General features: G+C 45.6%; 16 protein-coding genes and 1 pseudogene. 16 read left to right on the top strand and 1 reads right to left on the bottom strand.

What is annotated here, in order from left to right; genetic code table 11:
- Positions 1 to 51: 51 nt before the first annotated feature.
- From rlmD to rpoS, 13 genes and pseudogenes are all read left to right on the top strand, one after another.
- Positions 52 to 1,371, top strand: a complete 1,320-nt coding sequence (gene rlmD, locus AC3D28_RS08595; protein WP_488534530.1) for a 23S rRNA (uracil(1939)-C(5))-methyltransferase RlmD — start codon at positions 52 to 54, stop codon at positions 1,369 to 1,371.
- A 125-nt stretch (positions 1,372 to 1,496) separates the two neighbouring features.
- Entirely contained in the window at positions 1,497 to 3,716 is a 2,220-nt protein-coding gene (relA, locus tag AC3D28_RS08590) for a GTP diphosphokinase (RefSeq protein WP_098414803.1), read from the top strand.
- 323 nt (positions 3,717 to 4,039) lie between these two features.
- A complete protein-coding gene (gene mazG / locus AC3D28_RS08585; RefSeq protein WP_488534529.1) occupies positions 4,040 to 4,831 on the top strand; it encodes a nucleoside triphosphate pyrophosphohydrolase in 792 nt (263 codons plus the stop codon).
- Positions 4,832 to 5,048: 217 nt separating this feature from the next.
- Positions 5,049 to 6,689, top strand: a complete 1,641-nt coding sequence (pyrG, locus tag AC3D28_RS08580) for a CTP synthase (protein WP_098414805.1) — start codon at positions 5,049 to 5,051, stop codon at positions 6,687 to 6,689.
- Positions 6,690 to 6,767: 78 nt separating this feature from the next.
- Entirely contained in the window at positions 6,768 to 8,069 is a 1,302-nt protein-coding gene (gene eno / locus AC3D28_RS08575; protein ID WP_098414806.1) for a phosphopyruvate hydratase, read from the top strand.
- Positions 8,070 to 8,295: 226 nt separating this feature from the next.
- On the top strand, positions 8,296 to 8,577 hold the full coding sequence (ftsB, locus tag AC3D28_RS08570) for a cell division protein FtsB (protein WP_488534528.1): 282 nt from the start codon (positions 8,296 to 8,298) through the stop codon (positions 8,575 to 8,577).
- 1 nt (position 8,578) lies between these two features.
- Positions 8,579 to 9,304: a 2-C-methyl-D-erythritol 4-phosphate cytidylyltransferase gene (gene ispD / locus AC3D28_RS08565; RefSeq protein ID WP_488534527.1), complete on the top strand. Its 726-nt coding sequence runs from the start codon at positions 8,579 to 8,581 to the stop codon at positions 9,302 to 9,304.
- Positions 9,301 to 9,777 carry a 2-C-methyl-D-erythritol 2,4-cyclodiphosphate synthase gene (ispF, locus tag AC3D28_RS08560; protein ID WP_098414809.1) on the top strand — a complete coding sequence of 159 codons (477 nt, stop codon included), beginning with the start codon at positions 9,301 to 9,303 and terminating at the stop codon, positions 9,775 to 9,777. Before ispD ends, ispF begins: the two co-directional genes overlap by 4 nt.
- 45 nt (positions 9,778 to 9,822) lie before the next feature.
- On the top strand, positions 9,823 to 10,866 hold the full coding sequence (gene truD / locus AC3D28_RS08555; RefSeq protein ID WP_488534526.1) for a tRNA pseudouridine(13) synthase TruD: 1,044 nt from the start codon (positions 9,823 to 9,825) through the stop codon (positions 10,864 to 10,866).
- Entirely contained in the window at positions 10,866 to 11,642 is a 777-nt protein-coding gene (gene surE / locus AC3D28_RS08550) for a 5'/3'-nucleotidase SurE (RefSeq protein WP_488534525.1), read from the top strand. The genes truD and surE overlap by 1 nt, the downstream gene beginning before the upstream one ends.
- On the top strand, positions 11,642 to 12,268 hold the full coding sequence (locus AC3D28_RS08545; protein ID WP_098414812.1) for a protein-L-isoaspartate(D-aspartate) O-methyltransferase: 627 nt from the start codon (positions 11,642 to 11,644) through the stop codon (positions 12,266 to 12,268). Before surE ends, AC3D28_RS08545 begins: the two co-directional genes overlap by 1 nt.
- 13 nt (positions 12,269 to 12,281) lie before the next feature.
- Positions 12,282 to 13,204, top strand: a pseudogene (locus AC3D28_RS08540) (peptidoglycan DD-metalloendopeptidase family protein).
- An 80-nt stretch (positions 13,205 to 13,284) separates the two neighbouring features.
- Positions 13,285 to 14,274: an RNA polymerase sigma factor RpoS gene (rpoS, locus tag AC3D28_RS08535; RefSeq protein ID WP_488534524.1), complete on the top strand. Its 990-nt coding sequence runs from the start codon at positions 13,285 to 13,287 to the stop codon at positions 14,272 to 14,274.
- Positions 14,275 to 14,385: 111 nt separating this feature from the next.
- Here rpoS and mutS read toward each other — a convergent pair whose 3' ends face one another.
- Complete coding sequence (gene mutS / locus AC3D28_RS08530) at positions 14,386 to 16,947, bottom strand: DNA mismatch repair protein MutS (RefSeq protein WP_488534523.1); 2,562 nt, start codon at positions 16,945 to 16,947, stop codon at positions 14,386 to 14,388.
- An 84-nt stretch (positions 16,948 to 17,031) separates the two neighbouring features.
- Here mutS and pncC point away from each other — a divergent pair, with 84 nt between their 5' ends.
- The 3 genes from pncC (at position 17,032) to recX (ending at position 19,346) form a co-directional block, all read left to right on the top strand.
- Positions 17,032 to 17,514 (top strand): nicotinamide-nucleotide amidase, encoded by a 483-nt coding sequence (gene pncC / locus AC3D28_RS08525; RefSeq protein ID WP_488534522.1) that lies wholly within the window; start codon positions 17,032 to 17,034, stop codon positions 17,512 to 17,514.
- Between the two features lie 199 nt (positions 17,515 to 17,713).
- Complete coding sequence (gene recA / locus AC3D28_RS08520) at positions 17,714 to 18,757, top strand: recombinase RecA (RefSeq protein ID WP_488534521.1); 1,044 nt, start codon at positions 17,714 to 17,716, stop codon at positions 18,755 to 18,757.
- A gap of 121 nt (positions 18,758 to 18,878) precedes the next feature.
- Positions 18,879 to 19,346 carry a recombination regulator RecX gene (gene recX / locus AC3D28_RS08515; RefSeq protein WP_098414817.1) on the top strand — a complete coding sequence of 156 codons (468 nt, stop codon included), beginning with the start codon at positions 18,879 to 18,881 and terminating at the stop codon, positions 19,344 to 19,346.
- Positions 19,347 to 19,461 lie beyond the last annotated feature (115 nt).

Here is a 19,461-nt window from a genome sequence, read left to right as displayed (position 1 = left end):
ATCAAGAATAGTGAAGCCGTAGGGCAATTAGACATAAATCAGGCACAGAGCATGGCACGTATCTTCCAACCTAAAAAGAAAACCCAACTCAATACTCGTCATCAAGCGGTACAAGTGGAACGTTTAGATCACCACGGGTCAGGTATTGCTTATCTGAAGAATAAGCCGCTATTTATTGATGGCGCCTTGCCGGGTGAAGAAGTCGTCACGCAATTAGTGGAAGAAAAAAGTAAATTTGCTCGTGGTCAACTGATCAAAATCCTTAAGCCTAGTGACGTACGCGTCGAACCTTTCTGTCCGCATTATCACAAGTGTGGGGGATGTGACTTGCAGCACCTAGATTATGATCAACAATTGACGCACAAACAACAAACGTTGCGTCAGCTAATGCGAAAATTCGCTGGCCGTGAGATTGAATTAGATACGCCGATATTAGGTGACTCGTATGCTTATCGTCGACGTGCACGAGTGAGTTTATTTGTCGACAAGAAAACACGACAGTTGCACTTTGGCTTTCGTCAAAAGCAAAGTAAACAAATCGCGCAAGTGACCGATTGTCCGGTATTGGCGCCTGAGTTAAATGTGCTATTGCCTGAGCTTTACTTGGTGCTGAAAGCATTCAACAAACCAGAACAACTTGGTCATATAGAGTTAGTGCTTGGTGATAATGGTCCCTGTATCACGCTACGCCATTTAGGCAAACTAACGAAAGATGAAACTGGTGCCTTAATCGAGTTAGCCGAACGTCATCACGCGTCGCTGTACTTGATGCCAGCAACAGATCAACTCGACCTCGTTGAAGGTGAGGCGCCTTTTTATCAAGAAACGGGGGTAAAGATCCCGTTTTCACCGAATAACTTCATTCAAGTTAATCAAGCGGTGAACCAACAAATGGTCAAACAAGCGGTTGAGTGGTTAGACCCGAAACAAAACGATCGGGTGTTAGATTTATTTTGCGGGTTAGGTAACTTCAGTTTACCAATGGCAAAATTAGTTAAGCATGTTGTCGGTGTTGAAGGGGTAGCAGAGATGGTCGAAAAAGCCGTAAACAATGCATCCTTGAACCACATCAATAACGCGCAGTTTTATCACGCTAATCTTGAGCAAGGTTTTGAAGGTCAAACGTGGGCGATGGAGCAGTTTGATAAAGTTCTGTTAGACCCAGCACGTGCGGGTGCGAGTGGGATCATCGATCAAGTTTCGGAGCTTGGCGCGCGGCGTGTAGTTTATGTTTCTTGTAATCCTGCTACCCTTGCTAGGGACAGCCATAGCCTGATAGCGCAAGGCTACAAATTAACCAAACTAGGCATGTTGGACATGTTCCCTCATACCAGCCATCTAGAATCGATGGCACTGTTTGAAAAGTCCTAATTCCTAGGACGTTGGCCCCTTATTTGTGGTGGGTGGTCATAAAGCCAGTGTTTAAAACGCAGGCAAAAGAACTAACCTGGACGGTGTTAGTCAAACCACACGAATATAATAATTAGGATGATGAGATGGTTGCGGTAAGAAGCGCGCATTTAAACCAAAATGAACAGTTTGAACTCGAACGTTGGGTGGCTAGCCTAGGGCAAGAGAAGAACACAGCTTCACGCTTAATCGAAGTGTATCGAGATTGCCAAACGATGTTGGCTGATCACGATCAAGCGGAGTTGTTGTTGTGGCGTGGGCGAGAAATGATCGAAATACTGGTCACCTTGTCCATGGATAAAGCGACTTTAGTGGCTGCGCAGCTGTTTCCTTTGGTTTCAAGTCGTGCTTTTAACAGAGAAATTCTGGAAGAAAAATACAGCAAAGAAACCATGAAATTAATCGATGGCGTTGAAGAAATGGCGGCGATTGGCCAGCTTAACGTCAACATGGAAGGCAGCGCAGCATCGTCTCAAGTCGACAATGTGCGACGCATGTTGCTTGCGATGGTTGATGATTTCCGCTGCGTGGTTATCAAGCTAGCGGAACGAATTTGCAACCTGATTGAAGTTAAAAAGGCACCGGACGAGGTTCGACGTGCTGCCGCAAAAGAGTGTGCCAACATTTACGCGCCTCTGGCCAACCGTCTTGGTATTGGTCAGCTGAAGTGGGAAATTGAAGATTACGCTTTCCGTTATCAGCAACCAGAGACCTACAAAAAAATTGCCAAACAGCTGTCAGAGCGCCGTATTGTTCGTGAACAGTACATCAAAGACTTTATTGAAGATCTGACTCACGAGATGGAAACCTCAGGCATCAATGCAGAAGTCAGCGGCCGTCCTAAACACATCTACAGCATTTGGCGCAAAATGCAGAAGAAAAGCTTGGCGTTCGACGAGCTGTTTGATGTACGAGCGGTCCGTATCATCGCTGATAAACTGCAAGACTGTTACGCCGCGTTAGGGGTGGTTCATACCAAATACAAGCATTTACCGAGTGAGTTCGACGATTATGTCGCCAACCCCAAGCCCAACGGATACCAATCGATCCACACCGTCATTCTAGGGCCTGAAGGTAAAACCATTGAGATCCAGATTCGTACTAAGCAAATGCATGAAGAGTCCGAGCTCGGTGTAGCCGCGCACTGGAAATATAAAGAGGGGGCAAGCAGCCGTAGTGGTTACGATGAAAAAATCACCTGGCTGCGTAAACTGCTTGATTGGCAAGAAGAAATGTCCGACTCCGGCGAAATGCTGGATGAGCTACGCAGTCAAGTGTTTGATGACCGCGTTTACGCGTTTACGCCGCGCGGTGACGTGGTTGACTTACCAATGGGCGCAACGCCACTCGATTTTGCGTACCATATTCACTCCGAAGTGGGGCATCGTTGTATTGGCGCCAAAGTGGGTGGGCGAATTGTCCCGTTCACTCATAAGCTTCACATGGGCGATCAAGTTGAGATCATAACCTCAAAAGAACCCAACCCTTCACGTGACTGGTTAAATCCATCCTTGGGCTTCGTTCATTCAGGGCGTGCACGCGCGAAAATTAATGCTTGGTTCCGCAAGCAAAGCCGTGAAAAAAACCTTGAGGCTGGCCGTGAGATTCTTGAGCAAGAACTGGCGAAAATTGGCGCAAAGCTAAAAGATGCTGAGCATTACGCACTTAAGCGTTTTAACATTAAAACACCCGATGAGCTCTATGTCGGAGTGGGAAGTGGTGATTTGCGCATCAACCAGATCATTAACCATATCAATGCTTTGGTTAATAAACCGACCGCAGAAGAAGAAGACCAACAAGCGCTAGAGAAACTGCAAGAAGCCGGACACAGAGCGCCAGCACAAAGCCGCCCGAAGAAAGATGCCGTCGTCGTTGAAGGGGTCGATAACCTGATGACCCACCTCGCGCGCTGTTGTCAGCCCATTCCAGGTGACAACATCTGTGGTTACATCACCCAAGGTCGCGGTATCTCCGTTCACCGCAGTGATTGTGAGCAGTTAGAAGAACTTCGTCACCACGCGCCAGAGCGTATTATCGATACCGTCTGGGGGAGTGGCTTCGTCGGTTCATACATCCTCACCGTACGGGTCGAAGCGATGGAGCGTAGCGGTCTACTGAAAGACATCACCACACTATTTGCCAACGAAAAAATAAAAGTCACCAGTATGAAAAATCGTGTCGATTATCGTCGTCAGCTTGCCGTCATGGACTTTGACCTAGAGATGACCAATATTGAGGTGCTGTCTCGGGTATCGAAGCGTGTTGAGCAGATTAAGGATGTGGTGACTGTGAAACGCCTCGGCTAAAACTCTCGTCATAGTTATCGTTGTAGCGTTGTTGACTGCACGCACTCGCTCCATCACATGGTAAACCATGCTCAGGAGTCTCGTTTGTTTGTCGCCTAGCTACAGCTTCAACTATTTAGAGAGTTACGCATACATCGCATTAGGCTTTCTAACTGCGCTGGTTTCACTTGTTTCCGGAATGCTTGCTCAGGAGTCGCGCAACTTGTTGGCTTGTCAAAGTAACAATTCCTTAGTGAAAGCTGCTGAGAAAATATAATGTAGAAGGTGAGTGGTTTTGACTACTCACCTTTTTCTTTAGATAGAAAGGTTTAAAGGAACAGAAAATGAGTCATCCAATTGAACAATTAGAACAAATTATGGCGAAGTTGCGTGACCCAGAAAGCGGTTGCCCTTGGGACTTAAACCAAACCTTTGACACCATCGTTCCGCACACCATCGAAGAAACTTACGAAGTGGTGGATGCGATTCAAAACCGTGATTGGCCGAACTTACAAGAAGAGTTGGGGGATTTGTTGTTTCAGGTGATTTTTTACAGCCAGATGGCGAAAGAGCAGGAACTGTTTGAATTCACTGATGTGGTTGAAACCGTGAACGAAAAGTTGACTCGTCGCCATCCGCATGTTTTTTCAGGTGTTGAGTTTGAATCGGACGAGGAAATTAACGCCAACTGGGAAGCCGAAAAAGCAAAAGAAAAAGCGCAGGTAGGCAAAGCGGAAGAAAGTATCCTAGACTCAATACCAAACTCTTTGCCGGCACTTTCTCGTGCTACAAAAATACAGAAAAAATGTGCGAAAGTGGGCTTTGATTGGGATTCTCTTGGGCCTGTGGTGGCAAAGGTTCAAGAGGAAATAGAAGAAGTCATGGAAGAAGCGCTTCAAGTTCAACCTGATGAAGAAAAGGTTGAGTTAGAGTTGGGCGATTTATTATTTGCGACAGTAAATTTAGCCCGCCACCTTGATAAAGATCCAGAAGTCGCATTGGGGAAAGCAAACCTAAAATTTGTTAGGCGTTTCAAGCAGGTTGAAGCCAAGGTTGCGCAGTCTAATAGAACGCTTCCAGATTGTTCGTTATCTGAACTTGACCATTTTTGGGACGAAGTAAAGCAGGAAGAGTAGGGAAGAAATAAAACACCTAGGTGCGGTTATTATTAGATAAGTTTGACTAGAACACTTAAGCGCACTTTGGTTTCTCTTTGTTCACTTTGATTTGAAGCAAAAAATAAAAAATTACAGTGTGATAGATTTCACGTTGTGGCGGTAAGGAGCTTCTGGTATATTTATCTCCCGTCCAGAAGCACTCCATTTCCCTCATTCAACCAATTTCAGGTTAAACATGACGACAAATTACATTTTTGTTACTGGCGGGGTTGTATCCTCTCTAGGTAAAGGTATTGCGGCAGCATCTCTTGCAGCTATTCTTGAAGCTCGTGGTCTTAAAGTGACGATGATGAAGCTTGACCCTTACATCAACGTTGATCCAGGCACAATGAGCCCGACTCAGCACGGTGAAGTGTTTGTAACGGAAGATGGTGCAGAGACAGACCTTGACCTTGGTCACTATGAACGTTTCATTCGCACCAAAATGACCAAGCGTAACAACTTCACAGCAGGTCGTGTTTATGCCGATGTTCTTCGTAAAGAACGTCGCGGTGACTACCTAGGTGCAACGATTCAGGTTATTCCTCATATTACTAACGCGATCAAAGACCGTGTCATTGCTGGCTCTGAAGGCCATGATGTGGCCATCGTCGAAGTCGGTGGCACCGTTGGTGATATCGAATCACTGCCGTTCATGGAAGCGATTCGCCAGCTAGCCGTAGAGCTTGGCCGTGAGCGCGCTATGTTCATGCACCTTACTCTCGTTCCTTACCTAGCCGCTGCGGGCGAAGTGAAAACAAAACCGACGCAACACTCGGTAAAAGAATTGCTATCTATTGGTATTCAACCAGATATCCTAGTTTGCCGAAGCGATCGTGTTATCCCTGCTAACGAACGTAAAAAAATCGCACTATTCTGTAACGTTTCAGAAAAAGCGGTTATCTCAATGAAGGACGTGGATTCAATCTACAAGATCCCGCAATTAATTAAGTCTCAGGGGCTTGATGATCTCGTTTGTACACGCTTTGGTATTACGGCACCAGAAGCCAACCTTGCTGAGTGGGAACAGGTCATCTACGAAGAAGCGAACCCAATAGGTGAAGTCACCATTGGGATGGTGGGTAAGTACACTGAGTTACCAGATGCATATAAGTCTGTAAATGAAGCGCTTAAACACGCTGGCTTGAAAAACCGTCTGAGCGTCACAATTAAGTATGTAGATTCACAAGATATTGAAACAAAAGGCGTTGAGCTTCTAGATGGCTTAGACGCAATTCTAGTGCCAGGTGGCTTTGGCGATCGCGGTATCGAAGGTAAAATCCGTGCAGCACAATACGCACGTGAAAACAAAGTGCCTTATCTAGGAATTTGTTTGGGTATGCAAGTAGCCCTGATTGAATACGCGCGCAACGTCGCGGGTATGGAAGGTGCACATTCAACCGAATTTAACAAAGAAACCAAGTACCCTGTGGTAGGTTTGATCACAGAGTGGGTAGACGAGACGGGTAGCGTAGAAGAGCGCACTGAAAAGTCCGACCTTGGAGGGACGATGCGTCTTGGGTCACAGCTGTGTCACCTAGAAAAGGGGACGAAAGCTCGTGAACTATATGGTAGTGCGACGATCCACGAACGTCACCGTCATCGTTACGAAGTGAATAACGTTCTGCGTCCGAAAATCGAGAAAGCAGGTCTGAAAGTGTCAGGCCTGTCTGCGGACAAGAAATTAGTGGAAATGATTGAGAACCCAGACCACCCATGGTTTGTAGCGGCTCAGTTCCATCCCGAATTCACATCGACGCCTCGTGATGGTCACCCATTGTTTGCCGGTTTCGTTAAGGCTGCGGGCCAAAACGCACGCGGCGAATTCGAGAAGTAAAAGGATACGGGTGGCGGCGAAGGTTGTGCTGCTGCCCTTTAAAATTGACATTTATATTTGAAACGAGAGGAAACATTAATGTCTAAGATCGTTAAAGTTCTAGGTCGTGAAATCATCGACTCACGTGGTAACCCTACCGTAGAAGCTGAAGTACACCTAGAAGGCGGTTTCGTAGGTATGGCGGCAGCACCATCTGGCGCATCTACAGGTTCTCGCGAAGCTCTTGAGCTGCGTGACGGTGACAAAACACGTTTCCTAGGTAAAGGTGTTCTTAAAGCTGTTGAAGCTGTAAATGGCCCAATCGCTGAAGCTCTAGTTGGTAAAGACGCGAAAGACCAAGCTGCCATCGACGCAGTAATGATTGAACTCGACGGTACTGAAAACAAATCTAAATTCGGTGCTAACGCTATCCTAGCGGTTTCTCTAGCAAACGCTAAAGCGGCTGCAGCTGCGAAAGGCATGCCTCTATACGAGCACGTTGCTGAACTTAACGGCACTCCAGGCCAGTTCTCTATGCCTCTACCAATGATGAATATCATCAACGGTGGTGAGCACGCAGACAACAACGTTGACATCCAAGAGTTCATGATCCAACCAGTTGGTGCTAAGACGCTTAAAGAAGGTCTACGTATCGGTGCTGAAGTATTCCACAACCTAGCTAAAGTTCTTAAAGCAAAAGGCCTAAGCACGGCAGTTGGTGATGAAGGTGGTTTCGCTCCTAACCTTGAGTCTAACGCTGCGGCCCTAGCTGCAATCCAAGAAGCAGTAGAAGCGGCTGGTTACGTATTAGGTAAAGACGTAACTCTAGCGATGGACTGTGCGGCATCTGAGTTCTACGACAAAGAAGCTGGCAACTACAACATGAAAGGCGAAGGTAAAGTCTTCACTTCTGAAGAGTTCAACTTCTACCTACAAGATCTTGCTAACCAATACCCGATCGTATCTATCGAAGATGGTCTTGATGAGTCAGATTGGGATGGTTTCAAACACCAAACTGAACTTCTAGGCGATAAGCTTCAACTAGTTGGTGACGACCTATTCGTTACAAACACTAAGATCCTTGCTGAAGGTATTGAAAAAGGCGTAGCTAACTCTATCCTTATCAAGTTCAACCAAATCGGTTCTCTAACTGAGACTCTAGCAGCAATCAAGATGGCTAAAGATGCAGGTTACACAGCAGTAATCTCACACCGCAGTGGCGAAACTGAAGATGCAACGATCGCTGACCTAGCGGTAGGTACTGCAGCAGGCCAAATCAAAACGGGTTCTATGAGCCGTTCTGACCGTGTTGCTAAGTACAACCAACTTATCCGTATCGAGGAAGCTCTAGGTGAGCGCGCTCCTTTCAACGGTCTTAAAGAAGTGAAAGGTCAAGCTTAATTCTTAATTGAATTAACTGCTTAGATTTATAGCTTGATAAAACGCCTCGCATTAGCGGGGCGTTTTTGTTTATGGGAGACCTATAGCTTGGTGCCTTTCTTTATTTTCATGCTTATTTCCTGTGAGGAGTGCGTGAGTCTCCCCTTCTCCCCTAGAGGCAATCACGCATTTATGCTATATATGTCACCTTATCTAACTCCTTCCGGTACAGAATGTTAGCAGCGATATGCGAATTTTTGTTATAGCCCTTACGCTACTGTTTGGCTTGCTTCAATACACTCTATGGTTTGGTAAGAACGGAGTGTCTGACTACTACACAGTAAAAAATGAAATTGAAGTTCAGCAGCAAGTGAACAGCAAGCTACAAGCGCGCAATAAAGAAATGTTCGCTGAGATTGATGACTTAAGACAAGGTCTTGATGCAATTGAAGAACGTGCGCGCCACGAACTTGGGCTAATTAAAGATGGCGAGACTTTTTACCGCATTATAGGTGAGGAAAACCATTAAAATGTTGGATATGAACTCATCTCATGTCGTGATTGTGCCTGCCGCAGGTGTCGGCAGCCGTATGAAGGCCGATCGTCCCAAGCAATACTTGTTAATTGATGGAAAAGCGGTGTTGGAACATACCGTAGAAAAATTACTCGCACATCCTAGAATTGCAAAAATTGTGGTGTCAATTACTGAAGGTGACCCCTATTTTCCAGAGTTAGCGATTGCAAGTCACCCTGATGTGATCCGAGTTTCTGGCGGTAAAGAAAGAGCCGATTCCGTGCTTTCGGGGCTAAACTATGTAAGTACATGCCTTAAGAGCAAATGGGTGCTGGTTCACGATGCAGCAAGGCCTTGCATCGCTTTAACTGATATTGATCGTTTGATGGAGGTCTGCCTAATACATCCTGTAGGTGGTATTCTCGCTTCGCCAGTAAGAGATACGATGAAGCGTGCGAACTCGGCGCAAGATATCGACCACACGGTAGTACGAGAAGCATTGTGGCATGCACTGACGCCACAAATGTTCAAAACGCAGCAATTAACTCAAGCATTGACTGAGGCGTTAGAGCAGGGGATTGCCATCACCGATGAAGCATCGGCTTTAGAGTGGTTAGGAGAAACTCCAGCCTTAGTTCAGGGGCATGCGAACAATATAAAAATCACTCAAGCAGAAGACCTTGCGCTAGCCGAGTTTTATCTAAGCCGTGAGCGCGGCGAAAAAACAAAGGATAAAAAATGATTCGAATTGGTCACGGTTTTGACGTACATAAATTTGGTGGCGAAGGCCCGGTTATAATCGGTGGTGTTGCTATCCCTTACGAACAAGGTTTGGTTGCGCATTCGGATGGCGACGTTGCATTGCATGCGCTAACTGATGCACTTTTAGGAGCTATTGCAGCTGGGGATATTGGTCGTCACTTTCCCGATACTGATGATAAATGGAAAGGCGCGAATAGCCGTGAATTATTAAAAGACGTTTACCGTCGAGTTAAAGCGCAAGGTTACCGCCTTGGTAATGCGGATGTCACCATCATGGCGCAAGCACCTAAGATGGCGCCCCACATTAATGCCATGTGCGCGGCGATTGCGCAAGATCTAGAAACCGATATCGGCAACATCAACGTCAAAGCAACGACAACAGAGCGTCTTGGTTTTACTGGACGCAAAGAAGGTATTGCAACAGAAGCGGTGGTGCTTCTCTTTAAGCAATAATCAAATAACTTGCTCCTTAATGCTGTGTAACAGTGGAAAAACATCATGTCAGATATTTTATCTTCACTGGCTTATCTTACTGGTAAGCCAGTTGCTTCTGCCAAAATTAAAGCGCAGCCTAAACACTTTCAGGTTCGCGAAGATTTAGGTTTTGCCTTTAGCGGGGAAGGCGAGCACTTAATGGTGCGCATTCGTAAAACTGGAGAGAACACCAGCTTTGTAGCTAATGAGCTTGCTAAAGCTTGCGGAGTGAAATCCAAAGACGTCAGTTGGGCTGGTCTCAAAGACCGTCACGCAGTCACTGAGCAATGGCTGAGCGTGCATTTACCGAAAGGTGAAACGCCAGATTTCTCTGCATTTTTAGCGAAATATCCGAGTATTGAGATCTTAACAACCACTCGCCACCACAAAAAGCTGCGCCCTGGTGACTTAATAGGAAATGAGTTCGTTATCACTTTGTCTGAAGTGACCGATATCGAAGATGTTGAGCAACGTCTTGAGAAAGTGAAACAATTAGGTGTACCAAACTACTTTGGTAGCCAGCGGTTTGGTAACGATGGTAACAATCTTGAGGAAGCGCGTCGCTGGGGAAGAGAAAACGTCAGAACTCGTAACCAGAATAAACGTAGCATGTATTTGTCTGCGGCTCGCTCATGGATTTTTAACCGTATCGTTTCGGCACGTTTAGAGTTGCACGTATTTGACAAGTTTTTGGATGGTGATATCGCGCAAACGTCGACAGGCACGTTGCCTATTGATGCGAGTAATTTATCTGAGATGCAGTCAAAACTCGAACAGGGTGAAGTAGCCATTACAGCAGCACTAGCGGGTGATAATGCGTTACCAACCCAATCGGAAGCGTTGGCATTAGAGCAGCCATTTTTAGATGAAGAGCCAGATCTAATGTTATTGATTCGTGGTAACCGTATGCGTCATGAGCGCCGTGACATCTCGCTCAAACCAAAAGACTTAGCTTGGACGGTTGAGGACAACAACATCACGCTGACTTTCTCACTGGATGCAGGGTCTTTTGCGACATCGATTGTTCGTGAGTTAGTTAATGAGGTTAAAGTAGAAAGAGAATACTAATGGACAAGGATTCACGAAACAGAAAACCCTTAAGAGTTCTGATTAGCAACGATGATGGCGTCCATGCTCAAGGGATTCATGCTCTGGCTGATGAGCTCAGAGACATTGCAGAAGTGACTATTGTAGCACCAGACCGAAATCGTTCAGGAGCTTCAAACTCGTTGACACTAGAGCAACCATTACGCGTGACAGAAATTGCGCCAAATACTTACTCAGTGCAAGGTACACCCACAGATTGTGTGCACTTTGCGCTGAACGAGCTGATGAAAGACGATCTACCAGATCTTGTTTTATCGGGCATTAACCACGGTGCAAACCTAGGTGATGACGTGCTGTATTCCGGCACTGTCGCTGCAGCAATGGAAGGCCACTTTCTTGGGGTTCAGTCTGTTGCCTTTTCGCTGGTTGGAAAGCGTCATTTTGAATCGGCCGCCAATATCGCGCGCAGGCTCGTTCAACAACATTTAGCGATGCCGATCCCAACGAATCGGTTGTTGAATGTGAACGTACCGGATTTACCAATAGAAAAGTTAGGTGAGATTGAAGTTACTCGTCTAGGTGCGCGCCATCACGCTGAAAACATGATCAAACAGAAAGATCCGCGAGGGCATAATATTTATTGGTTAGGGCCTCCCGGAAAAGAGCAGGATGCGGGGGAAGGTACCGACTTTTATGCGATTGAACATGGTCGAGTTTCCATTACTCCCCTGCAAGTCGATCTTACTGCTCATGAATCGCTGCGTTCAATAGATAGTTGGTTGAAGGAAGAGAAGTAATGAGTAATCCACATGCTGACAGGTTGATAGCGTTTCTTGTCTCCAGTGGCATCAAAAATCAAAGAGTTCTGGATGCTATTCACTGTTTACCAAGAGAAAGTTTTGTCTCCCAAGCGATGGTGCACCAAGCTTACGATAACAATGCGTTGCCGATAGGTCAGGGACAAACTATTTCTCAACCTTATATCGTAGCTCGCATGACGGAGTTATTAGCGTTAGAACCGGCAAGTAATGTATTGGAAATCGGGACGGGCTCTGGTTATCAAACGGCAGTTCTAGCACAAATTGTTGAACACGTTTACTCCGTGGAACGAATCAAGTTATTGCAATGGGAAGCGAAGCGTCGCTTAAAGCTGCTGGATATCTATAATGTTTCAACTAAACATGGCGATGGTTGGCTTGGCTGGGAGGCTAAGGGACCGTTTGACGCAATCATTGTCACAGCGGCGGCTGAAGTCATTCCTCAAGCGCTGTTAGCACAGTTAAAAGATGGCGGTAAAATGGTGATTCCTGTTGGTAATGCTGAACAACAGTTACTAAAAATTGAACGCAAAGGCGACGAGTATCAATCCACAGTGGTGGAAATGGTTCGGTTTGTCCCTCTAGTTGCGGGGAATTTAGCTTAAGGATTATGGATAGGTGATTCAGTTACTACGTCGTATTGGTATTAGCTTTGTGCTCGCAGCGGGACTGATTGGTTGCGCAGCGCATACACCTGCACCTGTCTCAAGTTTGAAAAAAGACTATACTAACCTAGATAGAGGGAGTTATAGAGGGAGTTACTACCAAGTAAAAAGAGGCGATACGCTTTACTTTATAGCCTATGTCACAGATAAAGATGTAAACGATCTTGCTCGTTACAATGGATTGACTCAGCCTTATACTATCTATCCAGGTCAGAGGTTAAAACTTTGGGCTCCGAAATATGTGGCCCCAAAATATGGACATAAAGTGAAACCTGTTGTAGTTCCTATCGTTACAACACCGCCCCCCCAGTGGCTAAAATATCAACAGCTTCAAAGCCACAAATTTCAAGTAAAAACTCTAGTCAAAAACCGACAAAACCTAAGCCTAAAGTCGTACAAAAACAGCCCCCAAAGAAGGTTGAACAATCGAAAGTAAAGGAGTATGTTGGGTCAAAAGATAACCAAAAAGTGAAACAAAAATCGCCAATTACCACGACAAAAAGTAATAAAGTATCGAAGTGGTTATGGCCTACCAAAGGGAGAGTAATAAAGAATTTCTCAGCGGGAGAACAAGGAAATAAAGGCATCGACATCGCAGGACAGCGTGGTCAGCCTATCGTTTCAACCGCGGCCGGCACAGTTGTTTATTCAGGTAATGCGCTACGAGGTTATGGTAACTTAATTATAGTCAAGCATAACGACAATTATTTAAGCGCATACGCACACAACAACAAGCTGCTGGTATCAGAAGGACAAAGAGTAAAAAGCGGACAGAAAATTGCGACCATGGGCAGTTCCGGCGCAAAAGCAGTCAAGCTACACTTTGAAATTCGCTACCAAGGTAAATCAGTGAATCCAAAACGCTATTTGCCTTAAGACTTTGAAAAACAACTTGCGAAACCATTTAGCGACATATTGAGTTGTCATGTCTTGCTAACTCGCCAGGGGAGGCGTTTATGAGTATCAGCAACACAGTAACCAAAGTTAAAGAGTTTGAATTTGGCAATGCGTCAGTGAAGACAGTTGGCAAAAAACTCACCAAATCACCATCCACCGAAGGCAAAAAAGCTGCTGCTCGTGAAGAACTTGACGCCAGTAGTAAAAGCTTAGACGCAACTCAATTGTATCTAGGCGAAATTGGCTTCTCACCTCTACTTACTGCTGAAGAGGAAGTACTTTACGCTCGCCGAGCACTTCGTGGCGATGAAGCAGCCCGTAAACGCATGATAGAAAGTAATTTGCGTTTGGTCGTGAAGATATCTCGTCGATACAGCAACCGCGGTTTGGCATTACTCGATCTTATTGAAGAAGGTAATCTTGGCTTGATTCGTGCCGTCGAGAAATTCGATCCTGAACGTGGATTCCGTTTCTCCACATATGCTACTTGGTGGATCCGCCAAACCATTGAACGCGCATTGATGAACCAAACTCGCACTATTCGGTTACCTATCCATGTGGTGAAAGAGCTGAATATTTATTTGCGAACTGCACGTGAGCTTTCACAAAAGCTCGATCATGAACCAACAGCGGAAGAGATTGCTGCTCAATTGGATATTCCAGTTGAAGACGTGAGTAAAATGCTGCGTTTAAACGAACGTATTAGTTCTGTCGATACACCGATAGGTGGTGATGGTGAAAAAGCTTTACTCGATATCATTCCGGATGCGAATAATTCTGACCCTGAGGTATCAACTCAAGATGACGACATCAAATCATCACTGATTCACTGGCTCGAAGAATTGAACCCAAAACAAAAAGAAGTATTAGCACGACGTTTTGGTCTTCTTGGCTATGAACCTTCTACGCTAGAAGAGGTAGGTCGTGAAATTGGTCTAACACGAGAACGTGTCCGTCAGATCCAAGTCGAGGGGCTGCGTCGTCTGCGCGAAGTTTTGATCAAGCAAGGTTTGAATATGGAGAACTTGTTTAGCGTGGAAGATGACTAAAACTGAGTTTAGCTATGATACAAAAGGCTATGGTTACCCATAGCCTTTTTGCGTTTTAGCGGTTCGATTTTTTTAAACAGAAATGAATCGAGAACGAGTGATACGTTAGTATTACAGCATCTTTTTCAAGTGATATAGTGCTTCAAGAGCTTCGCGCGGTGTGAGGTTATCTGGTTCGATGCCTGACAACGCTTGTTCAATATCACTCGGCTCAGGAATTAGGCATAACTGATTGGCCACATCCACAGCACTCGATTGAGGAGCGTCACCGCTTTGGCCTAACTGTTCAAGCTGGGATAGCTTGTTGCGCGCATTTTTAATAACAGTTTTAGGAACACCAGCCAGACCAGCAACCGCCAAGCCGTATGACTTGCTTGCCGCACCTTCTTGAACCGCGTGCATGAAGGCGATGCTATCACCATGTTCTACCGCATCTAAGTGAACGTTCGCTAAGTTTGGTAATTGGTTTGGTAATTCTGTCAACTCAAAGTAGTGGGTAGCAAATAGCGTCATCGCTCCAATTTGCGTTGCGAGCCATTCTGCACTTGCCCATGCCAAAGAAAGGCCATCGTATGTACTAGTACCGCGTCCGATTTCATCCATCAGTACTAAACTATTCTTGGTGGCATTGTGAAGAATATTAGCCGTTTCCGTCATCTCGACCATAAAGGTTGAGCGACCAGAAGCAAGATCATCGGACGCGCCAATACGAGTAAATATGCGGTCCAGAGAGCCGATTAGTGCCGATTCGGCAGGCACATAAGAGCCGATATTTGCCATCAATGCAATCAAGGCAGTTTGACGCATGTAAGTTGATTTACCCCCCATGTTTGGCCCAGTGATGATCAACATTTTTCGGCTTGGAGTTAACTCGATGGGGTTCGCTATGAATGGGTCGGTTGTGACTTGTTCTACCACAGGGTGACGACCTGATTGAATATGGATGCCAGCCTCTTTTACCAGTGTAGGGCGACAGTAATCCAGTGAGTCGGCACGTTCGGCTAAGTTTTGTAGAACATCTAACTGAGATAGGGCTGATGCTAAATTTTGTAGCTTTTCAAGGTGTGGCATTAATAGATCAAAGAGCTCTTCCCACAGTTGTTTTTCTAAAGCAAGTGCTTTGGACTTTGAGTTAAGCACTTTATCTTCATGCTCTTTGAGTTCTGGAATGATGTAACGTTCAGCGTTTTTCAGGGTTTGACGACGTACATAGTGTGGGGGCACTAAATGGCTTTGACCTCGACTCACTTGGATGAAGAAACCATGTACGTTGTTGTAACCGACTTTTAACGTATCGATGCCGTGACGTTCGCGTTCATCGCGTTCTAGCTGTTCAAGATACTCAGTCGCACCATCCGCCAGTTTTCGCCATTCGTCCAATTCCGAGTTGTAACCTTCGGCAATTACCCCGCCGTCGCGTATAACGACTGGTGGATTGTCTTTAATTGCGCGTTCGAGCAAATCACACACTTCATCGGTTGGTGCTGCGTATTGCGCCAACTTGGCTAGGTATGGATGTGCCAAAGAAGATGTCACTGTTTCAAGTTCTGGCAACTGTTGTATCGCATTGCGGAGTCGTGCCATATCACGAGGCCGAGCAGAACGTAATGCGAGGCGTGCCAAAATACGTTCGATGTCACCAATTTGTTTTAATGGTGGTTGAAGATCGGCAAATAAACCTTGGTCTTTAATTTCGCCAATGGCATCGAGACGATTGTTTAATGTATCGATGCAGCGCATCGGCTGATGCAACCAGCGTTTGAGCATACGGCTGCCCATCGGCGTGGCACAATGGTCCAGTACGGCGGCAAGCGTATTATCTGTGCCGCCAGACAGGTTTTGGGTAATTTCGAGATTACGACGGGTAGCCGCATCGAGAATTACGGACTGATCTTGGTGATCAAAGGTTAAAGATCGAATATGAGGCAACGCCGTACGTTGCGTGTCTTTTACGTATTGGATCAAGCAACCTGCGGCACATAACCCAAGAGACGCGTGTTCTACGCCAAAGCCAACAAGATCACGCGTACCGAATTGTTGATTCAGCTGCTGCTTCGCAGTATCAAGCTCAAACTCCCATACTGGGCGGCGACGGTTACCATTACGGCTTGACATTAAGTTTACTGGTTCAAAGTCTTCAGGAAACAATAACTCACGAGGAGCAGTACGTTGTAGCTCTGCGGTCATCGACTCTTCTGTTTCTGGTTCAACCAATTGGAAACGACCTGACGTAATATCTAATGTTGCGTATCCAAACTTGCCGTTATGGTGATAAATGGCTGCGATCAAGTTATCAACGCGTTCAGAAAGTAGCGCTTCATCGGTCACCGTACCAGGTGTTACGATACGCACAACCTTGCGTTCTACTGGGCCTTTACTGGTTGCCGGATCGCCAATTTGTTCACAGATTGCGACAGACTCACCAAGCTGAACAAGTTTAGCTAAATAACCTTCGACAGCATGAAATGGCACCCCTGCCATCGGGATAGGCTCTCCGGCTGATGAACCTCGCTTTGTTAATGAGATCTCAAGCAGTTGAGATGCACGTTTGGCATCATCATAGAAGAGTTCATAGAAGTCGCCCATGCGGTAAAACAGCAAAATATCAGGATTCTCAGCTTTCAGCTTGAGATATTGCTGCATCATCGGAGTATGTTTTTGTTCAGCTTTCACAGGTAAGTTCTTTTGTTTAGTTCCGTAGCGACTTAGGATACGTGAATCCCTATCAACTAAAAAGAGACAAAGGGTATTTTGAGTATGGAAAAAACAACAAAATTGAGTGCAGATTTAGGAGCTTTGCTTGCGCAGAGAGGCCATGTCGTGACCACTGCGGAATCTTGTACTGGTGGCGGCGTAGCGGCGGCCATAACTGACATTGCTGGGAGTTCAGCGTGGCTAGACCGTGCATTTGTGACCTATAGTAATGAAGCTAAAATAGAAATGCTTGGTGTGCAAGCGAGTACACTGGCAACGCATGGAGCGGTGAGCGAACCGGTCGTGGTCGAAATGGTGCGAGGTGCATTAGAAAACTCCAATGCAACGCTAGGAGTATCGATCAGTGGGGTTGCAGGACCAGGTGGTGGCAGTGAAGAAAAGCCCGTTGGAACCGTATGTTTTGCTTTTGCCGATCATAAAAATTGGCTGCTGGTCGAAACCATGCACTTTACCGGTGATCGTGCCGAAGTACGCGGAAAAGCGGTAACGCATGCACTGAGCCAATTATATCGACATTTAATTTAGAACTTTGGAACTCTGCCAGTCCAGACAAAATAAGGGCTAGCGAATGTTGTTTATGCGAGCAGGCTAAATTTTTTTCACACAGGTATAGACACTGTATGAATCAACAGTATAATGAATTTTATTGCTGAGCAGATGATCTGCTTAAGAAAAATGAATTACTATTCGTCGCCCAAAGAAGATGAATAAATCGGAGAAAGTAATGGACGAGAACAAACAGAAAGCGCTCGCCGCTGCGCTAGGTCAAATTGAAAAGCAATTCGGTAAAGGTTCGATCATGCGCCTTGGTGATAACCGTGCAATGGACGTAGAAACTATTTCAACGGGTTCTCTTTCTCTCGATATCGCTTTGGGTGCTGGTGGTCTACCAATGGGTCGAATCGTAGAAGTTTACGGTCCAGAGTCTTCAGGTAAAACAACACTGACTCTTGAGCTGATTGCAGCAGCGCAGCGTGAAGGTAAGACTTGTGCCTTCATCGATGCAGAGCACGCGCTGGATCCTGTATACGCGAAGAAACTTGGTGTAAACATTGATGCGCTTTTGGTTTCTCAGCCAGATACGGGTGAACAAGCGTTAGAAATCTGTGATGCACTAGCACGTTCTGGTGCGATTGACGTGATGGTTATCGACTCCGTTGCTGCACTAACACCTAAAGCAGAAATTGAAGGCGAAATGGGCGATAGCCACATGGGTCTTCAAGCTCGTATGCTTTCTCAAGCAATGCGTAAACTCACCGGTAACCTAAAGCAGTCTAATTGTATGTGCATCTTCATCAACCAAATCCGTATGAAGATTGGTGTGATGTTTGGTAACCCAGAAACGACAACGGGTGGTAATGCACTGAAGTTTTACGCCTCGGTTCGTTTAGATATTCGTCGTACTGGTGCAATTAAAGATGGCGATGAGGTTGTGGGTAACGAAACACGTATTAAAGTGGTTAAGAACAAAATTGCAGCACCGTTTAAAGAAGCGCATACACAAATTATGTACGGTCAAGGCTTTAACCGTGAAGGTGAGTTGGTTGATTTAGGCGTGAAGCATAAGCTGGTTGAAAAAGCGGGTGCATGGTACAGCCATAACGGTGATAAGATTGGTCAGGGTAAGGCAAATGCGTGTAACTACCTGCGCGAGCACTCTGAAGTAGCTAAGACTCTCAATACCAAACTACGTGAAATGTTGTTAGCTCCAGCACTTGATGAAGATCCAGATGTAAGTGAAAAACCGGAGCAAGCAGAAGAATTTTAATCTGCTAATATCAGAAATAATAAAAAGCCCTGCCATGCGGGGCTTTGTTGTATCTGGCCTTACCAGAAGCGAAGTCCTAGTAAGGATTAATATTTAAAGCAAAAACACTTTTAGGATCACTATGTACCAAAAGCGTCAGGCGCCAACGTTATCGAGTAAAGAAGCTGCGATTCAATTACTGAGTCGTCGAGATCATGGTCAGTATGAACTTTGTCAAAAGTTAGCGATGAAAGGTTACGAAGAATCAGATATCGAGATCGCGATTAATTTTTGCGTAGATCACAACTACCTCGATGATTTGCGTTATGCCAAAAGCCAAATTCGTCAACATGTCTACAAAGGGCACGGTGAGCGTCGAATTCGACAGGAACTCAATCAGAAGCGAGTAGCAGACTTCGTTATTGAACAAGCGATGGCCGAAGAGCCCCAAGACTGGTTTGAACTTGCCAAGCAGGCAGCGGAGAAGAAATTCAAAGGTATCAAAGCTAAAGACCAGAAAGAGCATGCCAAACAGGTACGCTTTCTACAGTATCGAGGTTACAGTTTCGACCAAATTAGTTACGCGTTGAGCTCTGACAACCAAGATTAGTTGTGAATAGTGAGCACTGATTTTTATTTTGCTTCAAATTTTTCTCCTACTCCCTCTTTTCCTCAAGAAAACTAGTCTCAGCTGATTGCATGATCTACAATACGGCAAAATTCTA

The sequence above is a fragment of the Vibrio sp. TAP-3B genome, from assembly GCF_057784735.1.
Note: the sequence above shows the minus strand (reverse complement) of the source record. Positions and strands in the feature narration are given on the sequence as shown.